Source organism: Klebsiella ornithinolytica (assembly GCF_030505655.1).
Taxonomy (GTDB): Bacteria; Pseudomonadota; Gammaproteobacteria; order Enterobacterales; family Enterobacteriaceae; genus Klebsiella; species Klebsiella ornithinolytica.
In genome coordinates this window covers 4,194,858-4,218,587 of the sequence record NZ_CP130153.1, presented here as the reverse complement: position 1 = coordinate 4,218,587, position 23,730 = coordinate 4,194,858, and the positions used below count along the sequence as shown (strand labels likewise).

The 23,730-nt window shown below is 52.9% G+C and carries 26 protein-coding genes, 1 tRNA gene and 2 pseudogenes; 18 read left to right on the top strand and 11 right to left on the bottom strand.

From position 1 onward, the window contains the following. Positions 1-7: 7 nt before the first annotated feature. On the bottom strand, positions 8-220 hold the full coding sequence (gene ybcJ / locus Q1L34_RS20105) for a ribosome-associated protein YbcJ (RefSeq protein WP_004858878.1): 213 nt from the start codon (positions 218-220) through the stop codon (positions 8-10). 1 nt (position 221) lies between these two features. After that, on the bottom strand, positions 222-1,088 hold the full coding sequence (gene folD, locus Q1L34_RS20100; RefSeq protein ID WP_327204254.1) for a bifunctional methylenetetrahydrofolate dehydrogenase/methenyltetrahydrofolate cyclohydrolase FolD: 867 nt from the start codon (positions 1,086-1,088) through the stop codon (positions 222-224). Positions 1,089-1,444: 356 nt separating this feature from the next. On the opposite strand from folD, the gene Q1L34_RS20095 reads away from it, so the two are divergent. Next, positions 1,445-1,521, top strand: a tRNA-Arg gene (locus Q1L34_RS20095). A gap of 17 nt (positions 1,522-1,538) precedes the next feature. On the opposite strand, the pseudogene Q1L34_RS28400 reads toward Q1L34_RS20095, so the two are convergent. Continuing rightward, positions 1,539-1,729: pseudogene (locus Q1L34_RS28400) on the bottom strand (integrase); the annotation flags it as partial. 42 nt (positions 1,730-1,771) lie between these two features. Between Q1L34_RS28400 and Q1L34_RS20090 the strand changes: the two are divergent. After that, complete coding sequence (locus Q1L34_RS20090) at positions 1,772-1,957, top strand: hypothetical protein (RefSeq protein ID WP_044349760.1); 186 nt, start codon at positions 1,772-1,774, stop codon at positions 1,955-1,957. A 152-nt stretch (positions 1,958-2,109) separates the two neighbouring features. Here Q1L34_RS20090 and Q1L34_RS20085 read toward each other — a convergent pair whose 3' ends face one another. After that, entirely contained in the window at positions 2,110-2,388 is a 279-nt protein-coding gene (locus Q1L34_RS20085) for a hypothetical protein (RefSeq protein WP_065905924.1), read from the bottom strand. 294 nt (positions 2,389-2,682) lie between these two features. Beyond that, positions 2,683-3,033, bottom strand: coding sequence for a DUF1304 domain-containing protein (locus Q1L34_RS20080; RefSeq protein WP_004858886.1), 351 nt, complete (start codon positions 3,031-3,033; stop codon positions 2,683-2,685). Between the two features lie 172 nt (positions 3,034-3,205). Here Q1L34_RS20080 and Q1L34_RS20075 point away from each other — a divergent pair, with 172 nt between their 5' ends. Then, positions 3,206-4,492, top strand: a complete 1,287-nt coding sequence (locus Q1L34_RS20075; protein ID WP_044349758.1) for a citrate synthase — start codon at positions 3,206-3,208, stop codon at positions 4,490-4,492. Positions 4,493-4,681: 189 nt separating this feature from the next. Here Q1L34_RS20075 and Q1L34_RS28435 read toward each other — a convergent pair whose 3' ends face one another. From Q1L34_RS28435 to Q1L34_RS20065, 3 genes are all read right to left on the bottom strand, one after another. After that, positions 4,682-4,795, bottom strand: a complete 114-nt coding sequence (locus tag Q1L34_RS28435; protein WP_350340430.1) for a YnaM/YnfT family protein — start codon at positions 4,793-4,795, stop codon at positions 4,682-4,684. A 39-nt stretch (positions 4,796-4,834) separates the two neighbouring features. Beyond that, positions 4,835-5,071 (bottom strand): hypothetical protein, encoded by a 237-nt coding sequence (locus Q1L34_RS20070; RefSeq protein WP_004858894.1) that lies wholly within the window; start codon positions 5,069-5,071, stop codon positions 4,835-4,837. 210 nt (positions 5,072-5,281) lie between these two features. Further along, the gene (locus Q1L34_RS20065; protein ID WP_032716782.1) at positions 5,282-5,515 is read right to left on the bottom strand and encodes a hypothetical protein; all 234 of its coding nucleotides are present in this window, start codon (positions 5,513-5,515) and stop codon (positions 5,282-5,284) included. Between the two features lie 554 nt (positions 5,516-6,069). Between Q1L34_RS20065 and ymcF the strand changes: the two genes are divergently transcribed. From ymcF to Q1L34_RS20050, 3 genes are all read left to right on the top strand, one after another. Next, a complete protein-coding gene (gene ymcF, locus Q1L34_RS20060) occupies positions 6,070-6,258 on the top strand; it encodes a cold shock small protein YmcF (protein ID WP_071824640.1) in 189 nt (62 codons plus the stop codon). An 87-nt stretch (positions 6,259-6,345) separates the two neighbouring features. Then, the gene (locus Q1L34_RS20055; RefSeq protein ID WP_004858901.1) at positions 6,346-6,576 is read left to right on the top strand and encodes a hypothetical protein; all 231 of its coding nucleotides are present in this window, start codon (positions 6,346-6,348) and stop codon (positions 6,574-6,576) included. Positions 6,577-6,717: 141 nt separating this feature from the next. Beyond that, positions 6,718-6,930, top strand: a complete 213-nt coding sequence (locus tag Q1L34_RS20050) for a hypothetical protein (protein WP_004858906.1) — start codon at positions 6,718-6,720, stop codon at positions 6,928-6,930. Positions 6,931-6,939: 9 nt separating this feature from the next. Here Q1L34_RS20050 and Q1L34_RS20045 read toward each other — a convergent pair whose 3' ends face one another. Then, positions 6,940-7,212: a hypothetical protein gene (locus tag Q1L34_RS20045; RefSeq protein WP_004858909.1), complete on the bottom strand. Its 273-nt coding sequence runs from the start codon at positions 7,210-7,212 to the stop codon at positions 6,940-6,942. A gap of 471 nt (positions 7,213-7,683) precedes the next feature. On the opposite strand from Q1L34_RS20045, the gene Q1L34_RS20040 reads away from it, so the two are divergent. After that, positions 7,684-7,848 carry a YnfU family zinc-binding protein gene (locus tag Q1L34_RS20040; protein ID WP_213672526.1) on the top strand — a complete coding sequence of 55 codons (165 nt, stop codon included), beginning with the start codon at positions 7,684-7,686 and terminating at the stop codon, positions 7,846-7,848. Positions 7,849-7,958: 110 nt separating this feature from the next. Here the strand turns inward: Q1L34_RS20040 and Q1L34_RS20035 are convergent, their stop codons facing one another. Next, complete coding sequence (locus tag Q1L34_RS20035; RefSeq protein ID WP_004858913.1) at positions 7,959-8,825, bottom strand: GNAT family N-acetyltransferase; 867 nt, start codon at positions 8,823-8,825, stop codon at positions 7,959-7,961. A gap of 396 nt (positions 8,826-9,221) precedes the next feature. Here Q1L34_RS20035 and Q1L34_RS20030 point away from each other — a divergent pair, with 396 nt between their 5' ends. Genes Q1L34_RS20030 through Q1L34_RS20015 form a run of 4 tightly spaced genes read left to right on the top strand, consistent with a single transcriptional unit; the run spans position 9,222 to position 13,053 of the window. Further along, on the top strand, positions 9,222-10,025 hold the full coding sequence (locus Q1L34_RS20030) for an alpha/beta hydrolase (RefSeq protein WP_015584991.1): 804 nt from the start codon (positions 9,222-9,224) through the stop codon (positions 10,023-10,025). Continuing rightward, positions 10,013-10,384 (top strand): RidA family protein, encoded by a 372-nt coding sequence (locus Q1L34_RS20025; RefSeq protein WP_004858918.1) that lies wholly within the window; start codon positions 10,013-10,015, stop codon positions 10,382-10,384. Before Q1L34_RS20030 ends, Q1L34_RS20025 begins: the two co-directional genes overlap by 13 nt. A gap of 54 nt (positions 10,385-10,438) precedes the next feature. Beyond that, the gene (locus tag Q1L34_RS20020; RefSeq protein WP_015584990.1) at positions 10,439-11,632 is read left to right on the top strand and encodes an amino acid aminotransferase; all 1,194 of its coding nucleotides are present in this window, start codon (positions 10,439-10,441) and stop codon (positions 11,630-11,632) included. 11 nt (positions 11,633-11,643) lie between these two features. After that, on the top strand, positions 11,644-13,053 hold the full coding sequence (locus Q1L34_RS20015) for an amino acid permease (RefSeq protein ID WP_127673494.1): 1,410 nt from the start codon (positions 11,644-11,646) through the stop codon (positions 13,051-13,053). Between the two features lie 40 nt (positions 13,054-13,093). Here Q1L34_RS20015 and Q1L34_RS20010 read toward each other — a convergent pair whose 3' ends face one another. After that, positions 13,094-13,261, bottom strand: a complete 168-nt coding sequence (locus Q1L34_RS20010; protein ID WP_155075085.1) for a hypothetical protein — start codon at positions 13,259-13,261, stop codon at positions 13,094-13,096. A 261-nt stretch (positions 13,262-13,522) separates the two neighbouring features. Between Q1L34_RS20010 and Q1L34_RS20005 the strand changes: the two genes are divergently transcribed. From Q1L34_RS20005 to lysS, 7 genes and pseudogenes are all read left to right on the top strand, one after another. Next, the gene (locus Q1L34_RS20005; RefSeq protein ID WP_015584988.1) at positions 13,523-14,161 is read left to right on the top strand and encodes a CatB-related O-acetyltransferase; all 639 of its coding nucleotides are present in this window, start codon (positions 13,523-13,525) and stop codon (positions 14,159-14,161) included. Positions 14,162-14,706: 545 nt separating this feature from the next. Then, complete coding sequence (cadC, locus tag Q1L34_RS20000) at positions 14,707-16,239, top strand: lysine decarboxylation/transport transcriptional activator CadC (protein WP_015584987.1); 1,533 nt, start codon at positions 14,707-14,709, stop codon at positions 16,237-16,239. A gap of 365 nt (positions 16,240-16,604) precedes the next feature. Then, a complete protein-coding gene (gene cadB / locus Q1L34_RS19995) occupies positions 16,605-17,942 on the top strand; it encodes a cadaverine/lysine antiporter (protein WP_004858934.1) in 1,338 nt (445 codons plus the stop codon). A gap of 82 nt (positions 17,943-18,024) precedes the next feature. Next, positions 18,025-20,172, top strand: coding sequence for a lysine decarboxylase CadA (cadA, locus tag Q1L34_RS19990; protein WP_004858936.1), 2,148 nt, complete (start codon positions 18,025-18,027; stop codon positions 20,170-20,172). A 57-nt stretch (positions 20,173-20,229) separates the two neighbouring features. Then, positions 20,230-21,705 carry a dipeptide permease DtpD gene (dtpD, locus tag Q1L34_RS19985; RefSeq protein WP_004858940.1) on the top strand — a complete coding sequence of 492 codons (1,476 nt, stop codon included), beginning with the start codon at positions 20,230-20,232 and terminating at the stop codon, positions 21,703-21,705. 292 nt (positions 21,706-21,997) lie between these two features. Then, positions 21,998-22,087 (top strand): annotated as a pseudogene (locus Q1L34_RS28505) (hypothetical protein); the annotation flags it as partial. Positions 22,088-22,096: 9 nt separating this feature from the next. Then, positions 22,097-23,614: a lysine--tRNA ligase gene (lysS, locus tag Q1L34_RS19980; protein WP_004858943.1), complete on the top strand. Its 1,518-nt coding sequence runs from the start codon at positions 22,097-22,099 to the stop codon at positions 23,612-23,614. Positions 23,615-23,730: the final 116 nt, after the last annotated feature.

Here is a 23,730-nt window from a genome sequence, read left to right as displayed (position 1 = left end):
AGCAGGATCAGGCGGTAACGGTGACGCTCTGGCCTTCAAAACTCACCGTCTGACCGGCGACGATTTTGCAGCGTTTACGGGTTTCTACCGCGCCATCCACCTTCACCAGGCCATCGGCAATCGCTATTTTTGCCTGCGCGCCGCTCTCACTCCAGCCTTCCAGCTTCAGCAGATCGCACAGTTCAACGTGTGGGTGTTTGCCCAGAGAAAAATTCGCCATCTCAGGCCTCCTGAATGCCGTGATATTCTTCGCACGCCTGTAGCGTGTTTTGAATCAGTGTAGCAACGGTCATCGGGCCAACGCCGCCCGGGACTGGCGTAATGTATGACGCGCGTTCTGCGGCATCTTCAAAGACGACGTCTCCGACCACTTTGCCGCTTTCCAGACGGTTAATACCGACATCCACAACGATGGCGCCTTCTTTGATCCACTCGCCCGGAATAAAGCCCGGTTTACCGACCGCAACAATCAGCAGGTCAGCATTTTCGACATGCTGACGTAAATTCCGGGTGAAGCGGTGGGTCACGGTAGTCGTGCAGCCCGCCAGCAGCAGTTCCATGCTCATCGGACGGCCGACGATGTTCGATGCGCCAATCACCACGGCGTTCAGGCCATAGGTGTCGATATTGTAACGCTCAAGCAGAGTGACGATTCCGCGCGGTGTGCACGGGCGCAGACGCGGGGCGCGCTGGCACAGGCGGCCGACGTTGTAGGGGTGGAAACCGTCAACATCTTTGTCCGGGGCGATACGCTCCAGTACTTTCACGTTATCAATTCCGGCAGGCAGCGGCAGCTGTACCAGAATACCGTCGATAGTGGTATCGGCATTCAGCGTATCAATAAGCTCCAGTAATTCCGCCTCGCTGGTGGTTTCCGGGAGATCGTATGAGCGGGAGACAAATCCCACCTCTTCACACGCTTTGCGCTTGCTGCCGACATAAATCTGCGACGCCGGGTTACTGCCGACCAGTACAACGGCTAACCCTGGGGCGCGTTTTCCGGCCGCAGTGCGGGCCTTCACTTTTTCCGCAACCTCAGAGCGTACCTGCTGCGCAATCGTTTTACCGTCAATAATTTTTGCTGCCATCAGAGAGAGGATTCCATCTGTATCGTATCGAAAGGGGGATGCGGATATTTTGTCAGAAGCCAGCCTCGCTGTCAGTCCTCGTTTGAGTTTTTATCCCTCTTTGAGCAAACTCAGGGCTAAAAACACCGCTGTTTAAAGGGCTATTGGGGGCATTTTGGGGGCGTTAGGACTCTTTATTGTTATCGCCGATGTATCAGTACTGAAAACCGGCGCCGGGCGATCTTTGCACAACCTTTGTTTTATATGTAGGCAAGTTAGTTATGCTGCCGCAGTTTGATGGCAAAATGCATTGACTCACTGAGCGTTGACCGTATAATTCCAGGCGGTTTCACTCGTCGAAGCATCCGCATTTCAGTGCGCCCTTAGCTCAGCTGGATAGAGCAACGGCCTTCTAAGCCGTAGGTCACAGGTTCGAACCCTGTAGGGCGTACCATTCAAAATCAACAGTTATCAACTTCCTCCAGTCGCTGATTTTTCCTCGTGGGACATATTTGGGACATCTTCTGCAAAAATGGCGTCAATTTATCGCTCAGCTCCGTGAAATGGTGAGGTGTCAGGTGGCATCTTTGCGTATCATCTCTACGTGTTCCCACTGCTTGTAGAACAGAAAGCGGAACGCCAGACTGAATTAGCCAACTGGCGGCCATCGGTTCGACCAGACAATCTAGTTAGAGGAAAGTGAATTGATAAAGGACTACCTGATTGTGGCCTACCTGACGGCAATTGCTGGCTGGCCCGTCACGCTGACATTACTTGGTCTTTCTGCAGGGGTGGCTCTCTGTTCGAGACGCAGGGTGCTGGGCGTTGTCCTCATCGTTTTGTGCATGCTGGTGGCCATCGCAGCGTGGCAGTTTGAACGTTATATGTAGAATCATACCCCCCTCATCAGTAGGCCAGTCGATGAGGTCGGACGGATTGGCATCAACCTTGTTCTCCAGCAATCCAGAGCCTGGCTGTGTTCAGATTCCTTACCTTCAGCACTGTACATGAAATTGATTATCTGAATGAGCTCACCCCAGATTTAATCCGTAATGAATTTTTCCTGATTAAATGCCATCCGGGTAAAGTTATTTGCACTGGTCCGTGAGGAAAAATCCCGGAAATCAGAGAATGTTTGTGGGTGGATAACCCGGCTGTTCCAGTCGCCGATCATCGGTTTTAGCCCTTCATCGCCTTCTTCAGCGCCGTTATCAATTTGCGACAATATCTCTTCGGCCATGTCCGTTAGTTGTGTAAGTTTCTGGCGGTTTATTTTGCCTGCCTTTGGCGCCAACGTCGTCAGCCTGATCTTCGGGGCCATTATCGTTGTACTGGTAGGCTGCCTGTCGATGATTGAACGACATAATCCGGCACTACATTCCGTGCGCAACGATGAGGAATTACCGAGATGAAGAGAAAAGGAGTGTATCTGCTGTTACTTATGGCTTCGCTGCTGAGTATCGGGCCAGCGATGTCCGATGCGCGGGTCCATAAAGTAGCGAGCATATGGGTGCTTTCGCCAATGGCCTGGGAAGCATCCCGGCACTTACCGCCTGGGGATTGATTAACGTCCCGCCGCCGTCAATGCCGGCGGCGGTCTTTTCCGGGCTCTCGGTTAACTGACGTACAGCGCTATCAGCGCCACCGTTGCCGGGAGTGCCTGCACATACAGTATTTTTCGACTGGCGGTTGCGGCGCCAAACAGCCCGGCGATCACCACGCAGATCAGAAAGAACGCTTTAAACTCAAACCCGCTCTCTGGACTCCACAGTCCCCACAGCAAACCGGCGGCCAGAAAACCGTTATACAGACCCTGATTGGCTGCCATCACCCGGGTCTCACGGGCAAAACTGGCGCTAAGGCCGAATGCCCGGCGCCCGGTTTTACTCTCCCACAAAAACATCTCCAGAATCAGAATGTAGATATGGATGGCGGCGACGACAAAAATAAGCGTATTGGCTAACACGGTAGTCCTTATTCAGGTTAGAGCACAGGAAGCCCTGGTAAAACCCGCTTTTTATCGCGTGTTTAACCGTTTATATCAAAGAATAGCCGCATCACCCTGGCTATGTTGGAAATTCGGCCTGGAGAATGTCTTCAGGGTGATCATGCGTTGGCTGTTGAGGGGAATTTACAGGATGGGAACGAAACCGTTAATACTTTCTTTGGATGGACAAGAGGCCATCCCTCTGAATACGGTGTCCGGGACGCTGGGTCACCTCGGTATTGATCTCCGCGCGCTCGCGAATTCAGGAATGTGCAGTTTTGATCCGGGCTTCAGCAATACCGCCGGGTGTGAGTCGGCGATTTCCTATATCGATACGGAAAATAGCGTCCTGCTGCACCGTGGCTACCCGGTTGACCAGCTGGCCCGGCAGTGTGAGTTCCTGGAGGTGGCGTACATTATGCTGCACGGCGAGGCGCCCGATGAGGAGCGTTATCAGGTCTTCCGGGAAAAAATTACCCGCCATACCCTGGTGCATGAGCAGATGTCGAAAATGTGCAGCGGATTTCGGCGCGACTCCCATCCGATGGCGCTGATGTGTGCCATGGTGGGCGCACTGGCCGCGTTCTATCACGATGTGCTGGATGTCGAAAACCCCGAGCATCGTGCGCTGGCCGCCACCCGCTTGCTTTCCAAAATGCCTACGCTTGCGGCGATGAGCTATAAGTTTTCCATCGAGCAACCTGCGGTCTACCCGAGAAACGATCTCTCTTATGCCGGGAATTTCCTGCATATGCTGTTTGCGGTTCCAGCGGAAAAGTACCAGGTGAACCCGGTTATTGAGCAGGCGTTGAACCAGATTATGGTGCTCCATGCCGATCACGGGCAGTGCGCATCGACCACAACGGTGCGTGCGGCCGGCTCCTCCGGGGCGAATCTCTTCGCCTGCGTGGCGGCCGGTCTGGCGTCGATGTGGGGGCCGATGCACGGTGGCGCCAACGAGGCCAGTATGCAAATGCTGGGGGATATTGAGAGCGTCGAACAGATCCCGGCGTTTATCAGTAAGGTGAAAAGGGATCCTTTGGCTTTCCGCCGGCTGGGCTTTGGCAACTCGCGCTACAAATATCTCGATCCCCGGGCGGCCATTCTGCGCGAAACCTGCCATAAGGTGCTGGCAGAGCTGGGGATGTCGGACCGACTGCTTCAGGTGGCAATGGCTCTGGAAGAGGTGGCGCTCAACGATCCCTACTTTGTGGAGAATGGACTTTCGCCGAGCGTCGATTTCTATACCGCCGTGATCCTGAAAGCGATGGGGCTACCTTCGTCGATGTTTGTCGTTATGACCGCGGTGGGACGTACGCTGGGGTGGGTCGCGCACTGGAATGAAATGCACGAGTCGCCGCTGAATATTTACCGTCCACGTCAGATTTACACCGGACAAGCGGCGCGGGATTACGTTTCGCGTCGCGGGATAAAATAAGCGCATGCCCGGTCCGGTGATGAAAGGCATTGCCGGACTTTCCACATGCGGGGCAGGACAGGGAGCGGTTGGCCGGAGATACGTCGTTATGCTATCTGAAACGCAGCCGGTAGCGATGCAACAGGATGTCTGAGGAAGAGATAGCGTCGAGGGGCTGGCCTTTATCGGAAGAGTAAATTGCGCTGAAGTTTATATATCCGTGTTATCCGGGTTATTTGAAACGGCAATCCATAGCAGGGACAGGGAAAATAAAGCCAGCGCGGCGACGGAACCGATAATTCCGAGATAAATAAATAATGTCATAAACATAGTGTGACCTTCGGTGTGGTTAATCTGTGTGGGTTATATTTTTTTGAAATCAATCGATAAGCTCTCTTCCAGAGCATCAATCGCAATCTGCAAGAGGGGGCCTTCATCGGACCAGTTCTTCCTGGCTCCCGGGCTTTTCAGCAGCGTCAGCAGTCCTGCAGCACCCACAGGCGCACCGCTTCTGATAATTTCAAGCACGGCGTCCCCGATAATCGCTCTGACCGTCGGTAGCTCGGATGGAAGGCAAAAAAAAGTGTTTGCCGCTTTCATGTTGAAACCTCGAAGGACGCGTTCGGCGCGAGTTGCTGGCTCTTACGTTGGCTCAGGCAAATGACTCTGCATATCATTGTGGGCCACCTACGACGATGCACCTTTTTACAGGCGAAAGATACAAATTAATTCCCTTCAGAGAACATTTAAAAAAAACTTAAGTTATTGAAGGGGATAGTGAGTCTTACAGCGGTGCAGCCGCCGTGACCATTATAATTTTCCGTTTACGCGTTGATTATCCGACAAAACGTCGATTGCGGTTTGCAGGGCGATTTTATCATCGCGGCTTTTTTGCGTGCGCTGAAGCACCTGCAGATACTCACGTAGCGTTCTGGCGTTGATCGGGCGGCCAAGCTTTCCGACTTCAAGCACGGCATTACCCAGAATGATTTTAACGGGCGGGAGCTGGGCTGGGTACCAGTCGAGGATGTCTTCCGATTTCATAGCAAAAATCTCCGGGAGAGACAGAATACCACAAAATACGCGTAACATGGGGTGCCGGCAGGAATAAGCGCCTGATAAAGTTGTCAGTTATAGTCAGTTTGCGCATAGTTTTACTGGCAAAAAATACTGTTAAAAAGCTGTGAAAAATAATGCTTGCCAAAGGCTGGTTTACGTGCGTTAATGGCCTCAACGGTTTGAGTCTTAAAAATTATCTGCAACAGTTCCTGGAATTTTCTCATCGCATTTATCTTCTGATATCTCCTTTTGGGTATTTTTCTCTTCGATAAGTTTTTTTGCAGACCAGATATGCCCAAGGGCAAATTAAAAAAACGAACAACATATCTTAGACAATCACTAAAATAAGTCATGATTAAGTTGGTGAAAAACCTCAGATTAATCATGCAGAGAACGGTCGCAAAAGAAAGCGTATTCTTGGCCTGCTGTTCAGCACGGTGATTTCCGCACTATCCTTGAAAACCACAGATGAGTTTTCACCAGAGTATAACCTCTAGTCCCTGCGGTAGTGAATGTTGTCACACATAAAGGTTAACATTATGACTGAATACATTCATTTCAGATGCCCGTGTTGTCATGGGTCACAATACAGAACATCGAATTACGATGTGACGGAAAAAAATCCCTTTGGCGCAAAATGTATCTTTTGTAAAACATCAATGATTACATTTGATAATATTGCTCCTTACATTTCCAACGGCGCGGCGACAATGGCGTGTCGGAAATAACGAAAGGGCCCCGGACGGGGCCTTTTCTTTTTCATCACCCAATGGATGGCATCGCCATCATTATGCTTTCAGCCAGGTGGTAGACTCATGAAGAAAGTTATTGTTTTTTTCAATGCATTACCGGCAGTTGTCGCGAAAATAGTGCCGGGGGTAACAACAATATTACGTGAGTATCCTAACGGTGAACAAAAACAGCTGCAGATCATGTCTGCTGAATTTCCTTCCTTGACGGGCGATCATCGCATTGTGCATGTTGCCTCCGATCGCGATTTAACCTCAGCCGAGATTCAAAACGCGGCGATAAAACTGTTGTCATAGCGCGGCGATAGCCGGTCGCCCGCGGCAGGATGAGTCCACTTCTATGCCGCGCCGACAGGGGCGACAGCATGATTTAATGGGTGAATGTCCGGTGAGCGCCTATAATTTAAAGGCGTGTGTTGCTATTCGAGGTAAAGTTGTATGATTACGCACCCGGAAGTTCGGCGCTGGGCATCGGTGATGCTGACCTCCGCTTTACGCGGAGAGATGTCCCAGGAAGAAATATTGAAACAGGTTCATATGATTTGTGAGAATCATGGTTCGGCGTGCCTGGAAGATGTTATCGATGAAATCTTAATTGAAGCGGGCCGTATTGGCTCAGGGCATAGCGACGGCACGTTTTATCGACATTGAACCTGAACATTAAAAGGCTATTGTAAAAGATCCTTTTTCATCGGAGATGGTCAGCTCTTTTCTTTCCGCCGCCCACACCATCTCCTGATTCTTAGAACTAAAATAAGACCCGCGCATAATTTTTTCTTCACCAAAATCAAATGTGATCTCAACAGGATGAACGGTGATGTCAATCATATAGAGATGGCCATCGACGTAACCTTTTACGCTGGCCGTGACCTGTTTCCCAATCCCGATATCGGTACGACAATTTTGAGCGTGAATTGTTGAGTTTTCAGTCATTTCTTATCTCTTGTTTGTCTGTAATCATTCGATATGAATAAACATTACCATATCTCATTCATCATATAAGCGTTAAATTAAGACTCATACTATTTATCTTATTTTTATCGGGATTTCTGCATTTAATAGGGTGATTGTGCTGTTTTTAGTGAAAACACCTGAATTTGCGCATCATGATACCTCAATCCGAGTTTGCCACCAGCGGGATACCTTCCGACAAATAAGTAAAACCGGTGTTATATGGATGCGGTTAATAATATCTGACGATGGAGTATCACCATCGCGAGAGATGAACAGAAAATCAGGAATGAAGCATCCTGATTTCAGCGCAACGCGATGCTATCAGGTAAATAGCGGATTAAAACCCGATAAAATCCTCATCATGGTCATTTCCCGATGCGCCCTGAGGTTGTGTGTTTTTTAATCAGTTAGTGGTATGATAGACCACATTCATTCAGCGGGTAAAGGTCTATGTCATTCTTCGACAACGCAGTGAAGCGCTTGAGTTCCACCTCTGATACCACGGTAACCTGTCCGCAATGCGGGCATAAATCACGGCAGCCGGTGAACAAAATTAAAAAAGGGGCGACATTAATGTGTCCGCGCTGCAAGTCCCTGTTTATTGCCACTAAATAATGCTTTCACCTCTTCCGTCACGCCCCGGTGGGGCATGGCGGGAGAGGCGGCTGCCGCCTGGGCTTCAGCGTCGCTACGAGCTTGCGCCAGTGGCGATATGGCCAGGAGAATCAGGCATGCGAGAGCGTCGGGAACATCAGCTTACGCTCTTTAAAGATATTTTCTTTTGCCGCATAGATGAAAAGAAAATCATCAATTTCAATTTTTTCGTATTCACCTGCCCGGTCTTCCCTGGGCGTAAAGCCTAAAATAACCTGGCGGGTATGTTGCGCCGCAAGTTCATTCACGATCCTGGTCATCGAACTGGTGCTGTCACAGAAAATATCAAAACAGAGCAATGCATGATCGTTTTGCATGGCGATCGCCACGGCATTATTTTTCTCCGAGTAATAGACAAAGTGCTTCATAAACGCCGAGCAGTAGAACATCAGCAGACCGAAGTTATTGTGTGCCGAGAGGCGGGAGAACGGGTTGGCTTTCTGATAATAGTACTTGAGAATATTCACATCGCTCTCTTTATCCATATCCAGCTTGCGAAAATCCCCGGCAACGGGCGTAACCGGCAGGGCGTACTGGTATTCGTCGGTCTGTTCAAAGCCGAATTTAGGATAGAAATCAACGGTTGTGGAGTTAGCGAAGAGAAAAATACCGTCGGCCTGATCCTGCCAGTCAGCCAGAATATGGTTAATCAGCTGGCTGGCCAGACCCTTTTCGCGATAATCGGTGGCGGTCATCACGGTCCCAATCTGGATATAGCGCCTGGGCTCCCCCTGCCACATTAGATCGATAATGTTAGCCGACGCATTGGCAATCACTTTATTATGATCAACAAACGCATAAGGAATATAGGACTCGGTCCAGTAGCCTTTTTTGTACCACTCTTTAAAAGAGAGGTCAAAGGTCTTAATTGCCAAATTAATGAAGCTGTTTCTTAACACATCATCATGGACAACCTGCTTGACTAATTTGTATTTCATTGGTCTGTATTCCTTTTTATAAGTTCTGAGACCTGACACGACGACGACCATTTTAATAGCAAAATATTGACTCACTTATAGCGTTGAGTATGAACTTTTCACGATGTTTGTACAGTTTGTCCCCTCAGTGGTTTCTCAGGACGTTGGCTCGGTCACAGTACGCCGGGCAGGAAGGGGGGAGAAGCAGACGAATGCGCGGACAGGTGAGCGCCGATCCTTGACCGCCATCATTTTTGCGAGCGCATTTGCCGATAAAAGTTTCACTGGTAAAACTTATTAGCCCTGAGATTTAATTTCTATTAACTCTCACGCATTCCACTTTGTACAAGCTTGACAACATATTTTCTCATTGCTAATAGTTAAGCCACATCTTAAATAATAAACAAAGTTTAATATATGAAACTCAGCGTCGGGAGTTATGACAACAGCACAACCGTAGATAATGAGGCAGAAATACTGGCTGACTTTCAGCAGCGAAGTCAGCAGGCATATCAGTGCGGCGAAAATATCATGACTTTTTGTTATGGTGAAAGTCCACGGGAACGTATTGACTGGTTTATTTCTGCCGCCAGTAAAATGGGCACGATAATATTTATTCATGGCGGGTACTGGCAATCCTGTAATAAAGAGGATTTTGCTTTTATTACTGCCGGGCCGCTGGCCCGCGGGTTTGATGTGATGTTGGTGGAATATACGTTAGCACCGCAGACGACGTTAACAGAGATCCATCGGCAGATTGGCGCGGCGCTGGATGCCATTGGCCGCCAGCCGGGTCTGTGCAGCCCGGTTTATCTGAGTGGGCACTCCGCAGGCGGCCATCTGGCAGCCTGCTGGCAGGCGCATCCGGTCGCCGATGCGGTCCTGGCAATCAGCGGGATTTATGAGCTTGAGCCTTTGCTGAGTACGGCGGTCAACCGGTCACTGCAGCTGACGCCCGCGGAGGTGAACGACCTCAGTCCGCTGCGTCATTTAGCGGAGAAGATCTCCCCTCTGACGCTGTTTTACGGCACCGCCGAGCGAACCGAGCTTATCGCGCAGAGTGAAAACTATGCTCAGCGGTTGCGCCAGCGGGGGAGGCCGGTTGACGTAATAGCCCTGCCGGGAGCTAACCACTACACCATCCTTGACGCGCTGTTTGCCACCGATGGCGCACTTTTCAGCCAGCTTTACCACGACGAGAATCCTTTATGCGAGACGTAATTCACACCGGCCTTCCGGATATCGGTCAGCCGTTCTCCTGGGCGACACGCGGCGGCGGGATGCTCTTTACCGCGCATGGCCCGGTTCGGGCTGATGGCACCATTGAAACCGGCCCGGCGGAACAGCAGATCGCCCTGACTTTCGATAATCTCACCCAGGCGCTACAGGCGGCCGGGAGCCATAGCGATAATGTTCTCCAGGTTATTATTTATCTGACTGACGTCAATGATGTTGCACGCCTTGATGATATTTACCAGCGCTATTTCAATGCCCCTTATCCTAATCGTTCGACGGTGATCGTTGATAAATTAGTGGTGCCGGGAATGAAAATAGAAATTACCGTCAGCGCTACGGCCTGAAAATAAAAATAAATATTCACCTGCCAGTCATATTTATTATGGCTAAGGATACCTATGTTCGCAGAAATTAAACCGTCGACTCCCGACCCTATTATGTCGTTAATGGAAGCCTATTTGCAGGACCGCAATCCGCGGAAAGTGAATTTGGGCATCGGCTTATATTATGACGAGCGAGGGGAGGTACCGCTGATGCGGGCCGTCGAGCTGGCAGAACAGCGCCTGCTGGCGCAGCAGCTGCCGCACGGCTATCCGCCGATTGAAGGCAGCGTAAGCTTTGCCAGCCAGATACAGACCTTGCTGCTGGGGCCTGCCGCCCCGGAGCATGCGCTGGCGACGGTGCAAACCGTTGGCGGTTCTGGGGCGTTGAAGCTGGCGGCCGATTTTCTCGTTCACTTTTTACAGCGTAAAGAGATTTGGGTCTCTGATCCAACCTGGGCCAACCATCAGGCGATTTTTTCCGGCGCAGGGCTGCAGGTGAACAGCTATCCCTATTTTGACAATCTCCGCGGCGAACTGCGCTTTGCCGACATGCTGGCGACCCTGCAGACGCTACCCGCCGGCACGGCGGTGCTGCTGCACCCATGCTGCCATAACCCAACCGGGACCGATCTGAGCCACAGCCAGTGGCAGACGCTTCTGGGCGTGGTTCAGGCGCAGGGACTGCTGCCATTTTTCGATATCGCCTATCAGGGTTTTGGCGCCGGGCTGGAAGAGGACTGCTATGCGCTGAGGCTGGCGCTGGAAAGCGATCTGGATTTTATCGTCGCCAACTCTTTTTCGAAAAATATCGCCCTGTACGGCCAGCGGGTCGGGGGATTAACCGTGCGCTGCGCCAACGCGCAGACCGCCGCCAACGTCCAGGGGGCCTTAAAGACCTTAATTCGCCGTAGCTATTCCTGTCCGCCGACCCACGGCAGCCGGATCGTCGACATGGTGTTAGCCGACGCGCAGCTCCGCCAGCTGTGGCAGGAAGAGCTGGCGGCCATGCGTCAGAGGATCCAGCAGATGCGCCTGCGTTTGTCCGCCGGCCTGGAGCAGGGCGGTTCTCAGCTGGATTACCGGCGCATCCGCGATCAGCGCGGGATGTTCAGCTATACCGGTCTGGACGAACGGCAGGTGAGCGAGCTGCGCCAGCGCTATGCCATTTATCTGGTGGCACCGGGACGGATGTGTCTACCCGGTCTTAATGGTGACAACATTGATTATGTCACCGCCGCTATTCTCGATGTGACCACCGCCGCTCGCTAAGGCAGGAACGAATGAAAGATCGCAAGCGTTTTGATGAGATTGCACAGCGCCAGGGCGGGCTGAAGAAACAGCTTACCGCCGGGCAAATGTCGATGTTGGCGATCGGCGGCGCGATTGGTACCGGGCTGTTTCTGGGGAGCGCCTACGCCATTCAGATGGCCGGACCGTCGGTGCTGCTGAGCTATCTGATAGGGGGGGTGATTGCGCTGCTGCTGATGGGCTGCCTGGCGGAGATGACTTCAGAGCATCCGACCCCCGGCTCATTCGGTGACTATGCCGAGTTTTATCTCAGTCCGCTGTGTGGATTCCTGGTGCGCTACTCCTACTGGTCCTGCGTGGTGCTGGCGGTGGGTACCGAGGTGACGGCCATTGGAATGTATATGCAGTTCTGGTTCCCGCATACGCCGGTCTGGCCCTGGGTGCTGCTGTTCTCCGCCCTGGTGATGGTGATCAACGTTATTGGCGTGAAATGGTTCGGACAGGTGGAGTATGCGCTATCGACGATCAAGGTTCTGGCGATCGTGGCTTTTATCGTCATCGGCCTGGGGATCCTGGCCTTCTCCGCCAACCCAACCTACGGCCTGCATAATTTTACCGATGGCGGTGGGTTTATGCCGTTTGGGATCAGCGGCATGTGGTTTGCGACCATTGTTTCTATCTTCAGCTATCTGAGTATTGAAATGATCGCCGTGGCGGCAGGCGAGGCGAAAAACCCGGTGGTGGCGGTGAAGTCTGCGTTTAAAGGGACCATCCTGCGCCTGTTTATTTTCTATATGCTGTCGATTGCGCTCATGCTGGCGATTGTGCCGTGGCGTCAGTCCGGCACCAGCGAAAGCCCCTTCCTGGTGGCGATGAACGTGATTCACTTGCCGTATGCCGGCGGTATTTTTAACTTTATCGTCCTGATCGCGGCGCTCTCGGCCATGAACAGCCAGCTGTATATCACCACGCGGATGATGTTCTCGCTATCGCGTGCCGGGCAGGCACCGGCTGCGTTCGGTCGGATCAGCGCGCGCGGGATCCCGGTGAATGCGTTGGCCCTCTCCTGCGTCGGCATCATGGTCTCTATTGTCCTGAGCGTGCTCTACCCGCAGCAGGCGTTTGCCGCGATGATGTCTATTTCGGTCTATGGAGCCTGTTTCACCTGGCTGATGATCTTTATCACCCACCTGTTTTTCCGCCGCCAGCATACGCAAACGGTGCTCAAATTTCGCTTGTGGGGCTATCCCTGGAGCCCGTTGCTGGGGGCTGCTCTGATGCTGGCGCTGCTGATTTCAACAGCGTTTACCGATTTCTTCCGCATGACGCTGTGGTTTGGCATTCCGTTGACGCTGCTGCTGACCGGGCTCTATTTTTATAGCCGCCGTTCCCGGCCCATCTTATCGACGATTCATCCGCCCGAAGCCGATCGGGCGCCATAAGATAACCGCTCGCCTCTGGCCGCAGGCGAGCGGTTATTCGCTACGCTTTCCCCCAGTCGCAGATAATAACGTGGTGACGACTACGACAGTCAGGGAGCGAACTGGACTGTCCGGCGTTGTCACCTTCCGTCTCTTTTGGCGGCGGTGAAAAATACCCCGCGCAGGCGGTCAGCGGTAACACTAAAGTAAGAATAAGAAGTCTGGACACAGAAAAACCTGGCAGCGTGGGGGAAGTGCCCGTTTTTATCATTAAGAATATGATCGGGGTGGAGCTATTTTGTTTAATTATGGATAATGGCGGCGCGAGAAAATAAACATAATGCCTGTCAGTTTATTCTCAACAAAATATTCCCTGAGTCAGCCATCATGATGCCAGCAACGCTTACAGCGGTTGCTCCGGTATTGAGTTTTTCCGGGTTATGATAACGGGTCAGCAAGCGGATATATTAACGCAAGAAGGAATGCCTCGATGGCCGATAAACACTGGTCAATCACCGAACGCCTGCATCTGACGGTAACCAACCCGAATGTGATCATTCGCGGCAGCCACAGCTACTACAGCGACTGCTGGGATCGCGGATTTGAACGTTGCGTGGTGCGCTACCTGCACGGCGATGCCGTCAGCGAAGGGTGGGAGCCCTTAGGTCATGTAGATAAGCTCTTTATTGGTAATTTTGTCTGTATCGCGCCGGAAGTGGTGATCCTGATGGGCGGCAACAGCACGCACCGGATGGACTGGATCAGCCTCTATCCGTTTGTATCATGCGTTAACGAAGCCTATCAGCATCGCGGTGATACCGTGCTCGGAGATGGTTGCTGGATTGGCATGCGGGCGATGATTATGCCGGGCGTCACAATTGGCGAAGGCGCCGTGGTGGCGGCGGGAGCGGTGGTCACCAAAGACGTTCCGCCATATGCCGTCGTCGGCGGAAATCCGGCTACCTTTATTAAGTATCGTTTCCCCGAACCGGACATTGAGCGACTGCTGAAGCTGGATCTCTATCAATTAGAGGAAGAGACATTGTTGAACCTGCAGCCGCTGCTCTCCAGCCCGGATATTAGCGCGCTGGAGCAGGCGGTGGCGCAGCATCGACAGGATCGCGCTTAATCCGCCTGAAAGCCGGGGCTCGTCCCTGCCGGGGCCGCGGCTCTGTTGCGTGGCGACGGCGGGGAGTCCAGATAACCGGCTTTACCGCCGCTGAAGCACGCCTCTTTAATGCGCCCGCGTGCGGGTGTTTCCCGGAATAGTCCGCGTCCTGCGGAAAATCAGTCGCTGCGCTGGGCGTAATACTTCTCGGTCTGTGCGGCGACGTAGCTTGTCCCGCCGCATGAGCGGAGCATTGGGCATCATCATCCGCTTTTTCCTGGGCAATGTCGGTAGAGAGCCGGGGGGAATAGCAGCATGTGTCTCCATGAATAGTCTGCCGCTCGGGGGGCTTCCCGAAACGTCAGAGGCACAACAGGCCTTCATTTTTCTGAAGTAATGACGCAGATGTTAATAAACCATTGCCGGTTTTGTTTAGAAATAAAAACTGGCTAAGCGAAATAAGTGCAGAATGATATAACGCGTTCAAGGTAATGACCCCTATCATAAATAGGGAGGGGAAATGTGTTATCATCGCGCCTTTCCCTTTTCGTTTTGGGCTCTTTTTTATGCAACAACCTGTTGTTCGCGTGGGAGAATGGCTGGTTACACCCTCTGTTAACCAAATCAGCCGGAAGGGGCGCCAGCTTACTCTGGAACCGCGCTTAATCGATCTTTTGGTCTTCTTTGCCCGTCACCCTGGTGAAGTGCTCAGCAGGGACGAGCTTATTGATAATGTCTGGACACGTAACGTGGTCACCAGCCACGTCGTCACGCAGAGTATTTCCGAGCTACGTAAGTCGTTGAAAGATGGCAATGATAGTAGCCTCGAATATATTGCGACGGTACCCAAGCGCGGCTATAAGCTCACGGTGCCGGTCATCTGGTGCACGGAAGAGGGGGAAGAGCCCGCGATGGCGATCTCCCCAGCGGTCCCCGCTGCGACGCCTGACCTGACGACCCCGACGCGCGCTGCCGGCGAGATTGAGCAAGGCCAGACGCCGTCCGCAAAACCGGAGAAGCGCCGACGTATTACTACCTTCTGGGTATGGATCCTGTTCCTGCTGGCGCTGGGTTCCTGCGTGGCCCTGGTGGCGCTGTCGTCGATCGAGTCGCGGCCACCGGTGAATAAAGCGCGCCTGCTGCTGAACCCGCGCGATATCGATATCCATCTGCTGAAAGGTAACTCCTGCACCAACTGGGCATCGCAGCATTCGTATGCGGTGGGCCTGGGCAGTCTGGTGACCACGTCGCTCAACACCTTCTCGACCTTTATGGTGCATGACAAAACCAACTACAACATTAATGAGCCAAGCAGTTCAGGTAAAACGCTGACGATTGAGTTCGTCAACCAGCGGCACTATCGCGCGCAGCAGTGCTTTATGTCCGTGCAGATGGTGGATAACGCCGACGGTTCAACGATGATGGACAAACGTTATTTCATTACCAGCGACAACCAGCTGGCGATTCAAAACGATCTGCTGAGCAGCTTATCGGAGGCCTTAAAGCAGCCGTGGTCGGAACGCATGCAGGCGATGCTGAAACAGTATCAACCGTCGCACAGCACGGCGCTGACCCATTTCTACGAGTCGCATCAGTTATTAATGAACGGTGATGTCGATTCCTTAGGTAAGGCCAGCGCGCTGCTTGATGATGTGATTAAAGACTCGCCTGAGTTTGCTTACGCCTATGCGGAAAAAACGCTGGTGGATGTTTTACGTCATTCGCAGCAGCCGTTAAATAAAGAGCAGCTCAACGCGCTGTACGCTGAAATCACTCGGGTTGGCGATATGCCGGGGATCAAAGATACGGCGGTATTTTACCAAATTAAAACAGTGGATTTGCTGGGCCAGGGTAAAGTCGATGAAGCGTATAACGCGATTAATACCGGGATCGACCTTGAGATGTCGTGGATGAATTACGTGCTGCTGGGTAAAGTCTACGAGATGAAAGGGGAGAACCGGGAAGCTGCGGATGCTTATCTGACGGCCTTTAATTTACGCCCAGGCGAGAACACCTTTTACTGGATTGAAAATGCAGTATTCCAGACCTCGGTTACCCGCGTGGTCCCGTACCTCGATAATTTCCTCTCTTCAGAATAAGTAAACCCTCACCATACTCAGGATATTGAGTGTGGTGAGGTTAATTTTATGTTTCTCATGAGCACCCTGATTGTTATATATATTTAACGCCACAATGGCGAAATACAACACAAATTCAACACGCGGAATCGGTTATAACCTACTGTAAAACAACGATGTTTATCTTTTTATGATATCAACATGTCATCCTGATATGTTAATTGAAAAAGGTCAAAATATCATTTGTCTGATGTTTGTTGTTATTTCACTTTATCTTTAGGACTTATCTTCTTTGAATCAGTAATCTTGTTGGCAGTTGGTCGGGTCAATTAAAGGTTCTATATCATGATCTGTACCTCCCAAATAAACTTAGGAGAAAAGCAAACATGAGTTCTGCCAAGAAGATAGGGCTATTTGCCTGTACCGGCGTCGTCGCTGGTAATATGATGGGGAGCGGTATTGCATTATTACCTGCGAACCTCGCCAGCATCGGTGGTATTGCTATCTGGGGATGGGTTATTTCTATTATTGGTGCGATGTCTCTGGCTTATGTTTATGCCCGACTGGCGACCAAGAACCCACAGCAGGGTGGTCCAATTGCCTATGCCGGGGAAATATCTCCCGCGTTCGGTTTCCAGACCGGCGTCCTTTATTATCATGCAAACTGGATTGGTAACCTGGCCATCGGTATTACCGCCGTTTCTTATTTGTCTACTTTCTTCCCGATTCTGAATAACCCCATTCCAGCCGGTATCGCGTGTATTGCGATCGTCTGGATATTCACCTTCGTTAATATGCTCGGCGGGACCTGGGTAAGCCGTCTGACCACCATTGGTCTGGTGCTGGTATTAATTCCGGTAGTGATGACCGCGGTTATCGGCTGGCACTGGTTTGATGCGGCGACCTATCAGGCAAACTGGAACACCTCCAGCACGCCAGACAGCCATGCGGTAATCAAAAGTATTCTGCTCTGCCTGTGGGCATTCGTCGGCGTTGAGTCTGCCGCCGTCAGCACCGGGATGGTGAAAAACCCGAAACGTACCGTTCCGCTGGCAACCATGCTGGGAACCGCGATGGCCGGCGTGGTCTATATCGCTGCGACTCAGGTTATCGCCGGGATGTACCCTGCGGCTCAGATGGCTGCCTCCGGTGCGCCGTTCGCTATCAGCGCCTCAACAATTCTTGGCGGCTGGGCTGCGCCGGTCGTCTCTGCCTTCACCGCATTTGCCTGCCTGACTTCTCTGGGCTCCTGGATGATGCTGGTTGGTCAGGCCGGGGTCCGTGCCGCTAACGATGGCAACTTCCCGAAAGTGTACGGTGAAGTGGATAACAACGGTATTCCGAAAAAAGGCCTGCTGCTGGCGGCGGTGAAAATGACCGCGCTGATGGTGCTGATTACCCTGATGAACTCCAGCGGTGGTAAAGCGTCTGACCTGTTCGGTGAACTGACCGGTATCGCCGTCCTGCTGACCATGCTGCCTTACTTCTACTCCTGCGTTGACCTGATTCGTTTCGAAGGCATTAACATTCGCAACCTTGTCAGCCTGATTTGTTCCGTCCTGGGCTGTGCGTTCTGCTTCATCGCCCTGATGGGGGCAAGCTCCTTCGAACTGGCCGGTACCTTTATCGTCAGCCTGATTATCCTGATGTTCTACGGTCGCAAAATGCATCAGCGTCAGCACGAAAACGACACCACTGACAGCTCTGCCGCCAGCGCGCATTAATCCGTAACCCCTTTTCCTGGAGCTCCTTCCTGCACCTGTCACCACGTGACGGGAGGGGCTCTCCATATCTGGAGATTCGACTATGAACGTTATCGCAATCATGAATCACATGGGCGTCTACTTTAAAGAAGAGCCTATCCGTGAACTGCATCGCGCCCTTGAACGCCTGGACTTCCGTATTGTCTATCCGAACGACCGCGAAGATTTACTGAAACTGATCGAAAACAATGCCCGTCTGTGCGGCGTGATCTTCGACTGGGATAAATACAATCTTGAACTGTGCGAAGAGATCAGCAAGCTGAACGAATATATGCCGCTGTACGCTTTCGCCAACACCTACTCGACGCTGGACGTTAGCCTGAACGATCTGCGTATGCAGGTGCGCTTCTTCGAATATGCGCTGGGTGCGGCCGACGACATTGCCGATAAAATCAAACAGAATACCGATGAATACATCGATACCATTCTGCCGCCGCTGACCAAAGCGCTGTTCAAATATGTGCGTGAAGGTAAATACACCTTCTGTACTCCAGGCCATATGGGCGGTACCGCCTTCCAGAAAAGCCCGGTAGGCAGCATCTTCTATGATTTCTTTGGTTCAAATACCATGAAATCCGATATCTCCATTTCGGTTTCTGAACTGGGTTCCCTGCTGGACCACAGTGGCCCGCATAAAGAAGCTGAAGAGTATATTGCGCGTGTCTTTAACGCCGAACGCAGCTACATGGTGACCAACGGCACCTCAACGGCGAACAAAATCGTCGGTATGTACTCTGCGCCTGCTGGCAGCACCGTGCTGATTGACCGTAACTGTCACAAATCGCTGACTCACCTGATGATGATGAGCGATATTACGCCGATTTACTTCCGTCCGACCCGTAACGCCTACGGCATCCTCGGCGGTATTCCGCAGAGCGAATTCCAGCACGCCACTATCGCCAAACGCGTCAAAGAGACGCCGAACGCCACCTGGCCGGTGCACGCGGTTATCACCAACTCCACCTACGATGGTCTGCTGTATAACACCGACTTCATCAAGAAAACGCTGGATGTGAAATCTATCCACTTTGACTCTGCGTGGGTGCCTTACACCAACTTCTCGCCAATCTATGCCGGTAAATGCGGGATGAGCGGTGGCCGTGTGGAAGGGAAGGTGATCTATGAAACCCAGTCCACGCACAAACTGCTGGCGGCGTTCTCTCAGGCTTCGATGATTCACGTTAAAGGCGATGTTAACGAAGAGACCTTTAACGAAGCCTACATGATGCACACTACCACCTCTCCGCACTACGGCGTGGTTGCCTCGACGGAAACGGCCGCGGCGATGATGAAAGGTAATGCCGGTAAGCGTCTGATCGATGGCTCTATCGAACGTTCTATCAAGTTCCGTAAAGAGATCAAACGTCTGAAAGGCGAATCCGAAGGCTGGTTCTTCGACGTCTGGCAGCCGGAACATATCGATGGCCCGGAATGCTGGCCGCTGCGTTCTGATAGCGCATGGCACGGTTTCAAAAACATCGATAACGAACACATGTACCTCGACCCGATCAAAGTCACGCTGCTGACTCCGGGGATGAAGAAAGACGGCACCATGGATGAGTTCGGTATTCCGGCAAGCATCGTGGCGAAATATCTCGACGAACACGGCATCGTGGTAGAGAAAACCGGTCCGTACAACCTGCTGTTCCTGTTCAGCATCGGTATCGACAAAACCAAAGCGCTGAGCCTGCTGCGCGCGCTGACCGACTTTAAACGTGCCTTCGACCTGAACCTGCGCGTGAAAAACATGCTGCCGTCTCTGTATCGTGAAGATCCGGAGTTCTATGAAAACATGCGAGTTCAGGAACTGGCGCAGAATATTCACAAACTGATTGCGCATCACAACCTGCCGGATCTGATGTTCCGCGCTTTCGAAGTGCTGCCGACCATGATGATCACGCCGTACGCTGCGTTCCAGAAAGAGCTGCACGGTCAGACGGAAGAGGTCTATCTCGAAGAGATGGTGGGCCGTGTCAACGCCAACATGATCCTGCCGTATCCTCCGGGAGTTCCGCTGGTGATGCCGGGTGAAATGATCACCGAAGAGAGCCGTCCGGTGCTGGAGTTCCTGCAGATGCTGTGCGAAATCGGCGCCCACTACCCGGGCTTCGAAACCGATATCCACGGCGCATATCGTCAGGCGGATGGTCGCTACACCGTTAAAGTGCTGAAAGAAGAAAACAACAAGTAATTGAAGCTCCAGGGGAAGTGGCGTGCCACTTCCCTTTTTCACGCTGCAGGAGACCTCATGAAAACACCCTCACAACCGCGCGCGATCTATTACATCGTAGCGATCCAAATCTGGGAATATTTCAGCTTTTACGGCATGCGTGCCTTACTTATCCTCTACCTCACCCATCAGCTTGGCTTTGATGACAGCCACGCCATCAGTCTGTTCAGCGCTTACGCTTCCCTGGTTTACGTTACCCCCATTCTCGGCGGCTGGCTTGCCGACCGCCTGCTCGGCAATCGCACGGCGGTCATTGCCGGCGCGCTGTTGATGACGCTCGGCCACGTCGTGCTGGGCGTTGAATCTGATGCAACCTGGAGTCTGTACCTCGCGCTGGCGATCATTATCTGCGGCTACGGCCTGTTCAAATCCAACATCAGCTGCCTGCTGGGCGAGCTTTACGCCGTTGATGACCATCGCCGCGACGGCGGTTTCTCGCTGCTGTACGCCGCCGGCAACGTCGGCTCCATCGCGGCACCCATCGCCTGCGGGCTGGCGGCGCAGTGGTATGGCTGGCATATCGGTTTTGCGCTGGCGGGGATCGGCATGTTTATCGGCCTGCTGATTTTCCTCAGCGGCCATCGTCACTTCAGCCACACCCGCGGCGTCGACAGGCAGGCGCTGTGCGCGGTGAAATTTGTGCTGCCGACCTGGGGCTGGCTGGTTGTCATGCTCTGCGTGGCGCCGGTGTTCTTCACGCTGCTGCTGGAAAATAACTGGTCGGGCTATCTGCTGGCTATTGTCTGCGTCTTCGCCGCCCAAATGGTGGCGCGCATTATGGTGAACTCTCCGCAGCACCGTCGCGCGCTGTGGCAAATCGTACTGCTAATGCTGACCGGTACGCTGTTCTGGGTTCTGGCGCAGCAGGGCGGTAGCTCTATCAGCCTGTTTATCGATCGCTTTGTTAATCGCCGACTGTTCACCATTGAGGTGCCGACGGCTCTCTTCCAGTCGGTGAATGCCGTTGCCGTGATGGCGGCAGGCGTGGCGCTGGCCTGGCTGATGCGCCCGGAAGGCAGCACGCGATCGGTGCTTCGCGTGTGGCTGAAATTTGCTTTTGGCCTGGTGCTGATGGGCTGCGGTTTTATTGTGCTGGCCCTGAACGCACGTCATGGCGCCGTCGATGGCCAGGCATCAATGGGGCTGATGGTCGGCGGACTGGCGCTGATGGGCTTCGCCGAGCTGTTTATCGACCCGGTGGCGATGGCGCAGATCACGCGCCTGAATATGCCGGGCGTGACCGGGGTACTGACCGGAATTTATATGCTGGCGACCGGCGCGGTGGCCAACTGGCTGGCGGGTATCGTCGCGCAGCAGACCACCGAATCACAGATTAGCGAAACGGCGATCGCCGCGTATCAGCATTTCTTCTCCCAGATGGGGGAGTGGACGCTGGGCTGCGTAACGGTGATTGTCATCCTGGCCTTCGCTGCCGCCTGCAGCGTCGGCAAGCGCCGCGCCGCGACCGGTGAACTTCCCGGAGGGGGCGCGTAGCCATGGTTTCCGGGCGGCAAAACCCGGGCGTTACGGGCTCGTCGCCCGCTCAGACGCTGCGCGCCGCCGGGATATGTCGCCGAGTGAAAGGATCAATACATGGCCGACGCAGGTGCGAAAACAGCGCCTTGCATCGTTTGACTGTTAGGAGGAGGATATTCTTGATAGATGGCAATCCATCGATGAAAAAAACTTTAGTTTGGCTATTGCTGAGTGATATCAGCCTTAAGTAAGGCCAGGTTATTTATGATTCTATCGTTCGGTCTTTGGCGATAACGTCAACGATCGGCCGCGCACTGGTGTAGAGACCCGCACTGACCAGGCCGCGCTGGATAGTGGCCTGGCGCAATTTATCGAAGCAAGTTTGAAAGCAGGGTTATGAGGAACCAACATGTCTGAACAACAAGCACAAAGTGCCGATGAGGCAATTGACCTTAATAATGAACTGAAAACCCGTCGTGAAAAGCTGGCTCAGCTTCGTGAGCAGGGTATCCCGTTCCCGAATGATTTTCGTCGTGACCATACTTCTGACCAGTTGCACACTGAATTCGATGACAAGGATAACGAAGCACTCACCTCCTTGAACGTTGAAGTCTCCGTTGCTGGTCGTATGATGACCCGTCGCATCATGGGGAAAGCCTCTTTCGTCACTCTGCAGGACGTCGGCGGGCGTATTCAGCTGTACGTTGCGCGCGACGATCTGCCGGAAGGCGTCTATAACGAACAGTTCAAAAAGTGGGACCTTGGCGACATTATTGCCGCCCGCGGTAAGCTGTTTAAAACCCAAACCGGCGAGCTGTCTATCCACTGTACTGAGCTGCGTCTGCTGACCAAAGCTCTGCGCCCGCTGCCGGACAAATTTCACGGCCTGCAGGATCAGGAAGTCCGTTACCGTCAGCGCTATCTGGATCTGATCGCCAACGACGAATCCCGCCGCACGTTTAAAGTCCGTTCGCAGATCCTCGCGACGATGCGCCAGTTCATGGTAGGCCGCGGTTTTATGGAAGTCGAAACCCCGATGATGCAGGTGATCCCCGGCGGCGCGTCTGCCCGTCCGTTCATCACCCATCACAACGCGCTGGATATGGACATGTACCTGCGTATCGCGCCGGAACTGTATCTGAAGCGTCTGGTTGTGGGCGGCTTCGAACGCGTATTCGAAATCAACCGTAACTTCCGTAACGAAGGCATCTCCGTGCGTCACAACCCAGAGTTCACCATGATGGAACTCTATATGGCGTACGCGGATTACAAAGATCTGATCGAGCTGACCGAATCCCTGTTCCGCACCCTGGCGCAGACCGTGCTGGGTAAAACAGAAGTTCCATACGGCGACCAGATCTTCGACTTCGGCAAACCGTTTGAAAAGCTGACCATGCGTGAGGCTATCAAGAAATACCGTCCGGAAACCGAGATGGCGGATCTCGATAACTTCGACGCGGCGAAAGCCCTTGCGGAGTCCATCGGTATTCACGTTGAGAAGAGCTGGGGCCTGGGTCGTATCGTCACGGAAATCTTTGATGAAGTGGCGGAAGCGCACCTGATTCAGCCGACCTTTATCACCGAATACCCGGCAGAAGTCTCTCCGCTGGCGCGCCGTAATGACGTGAATCCGGAAATTACCGACCGCTTTGAGTTCTTTATCGGCGGCCGCGAAATCGGTAACGGCTTCAGCGAGCTCAACGACGCGGAAGACCAGGCGCAGCGCTTCCAGGACCAGGTGAATGCGAAAGCCGCCGGGGATGATGAAGCGATGTTCTACGACGAAGACTACGTCACCGCGCTGGAGTATGGTCTGCCGCCGACCGCCGGTCTGGGCATCGGGATTGACCGGATGGTGATGCTGTTTACCAACAGCCACACCATCCGCGACGTGATCTTGTTCCCGGCGATGCGTCCGCAGAAATAACCGCGAGATGTGAAAAATAAAACCCCGGCCCGGTGCCGGGGTTTTGTGTTTATTTGCCGGGTGGCGGCTGCGCCTTGCCCGGCCTGTCGACCGCATTCAGCCTCGAGGCCTGGGTA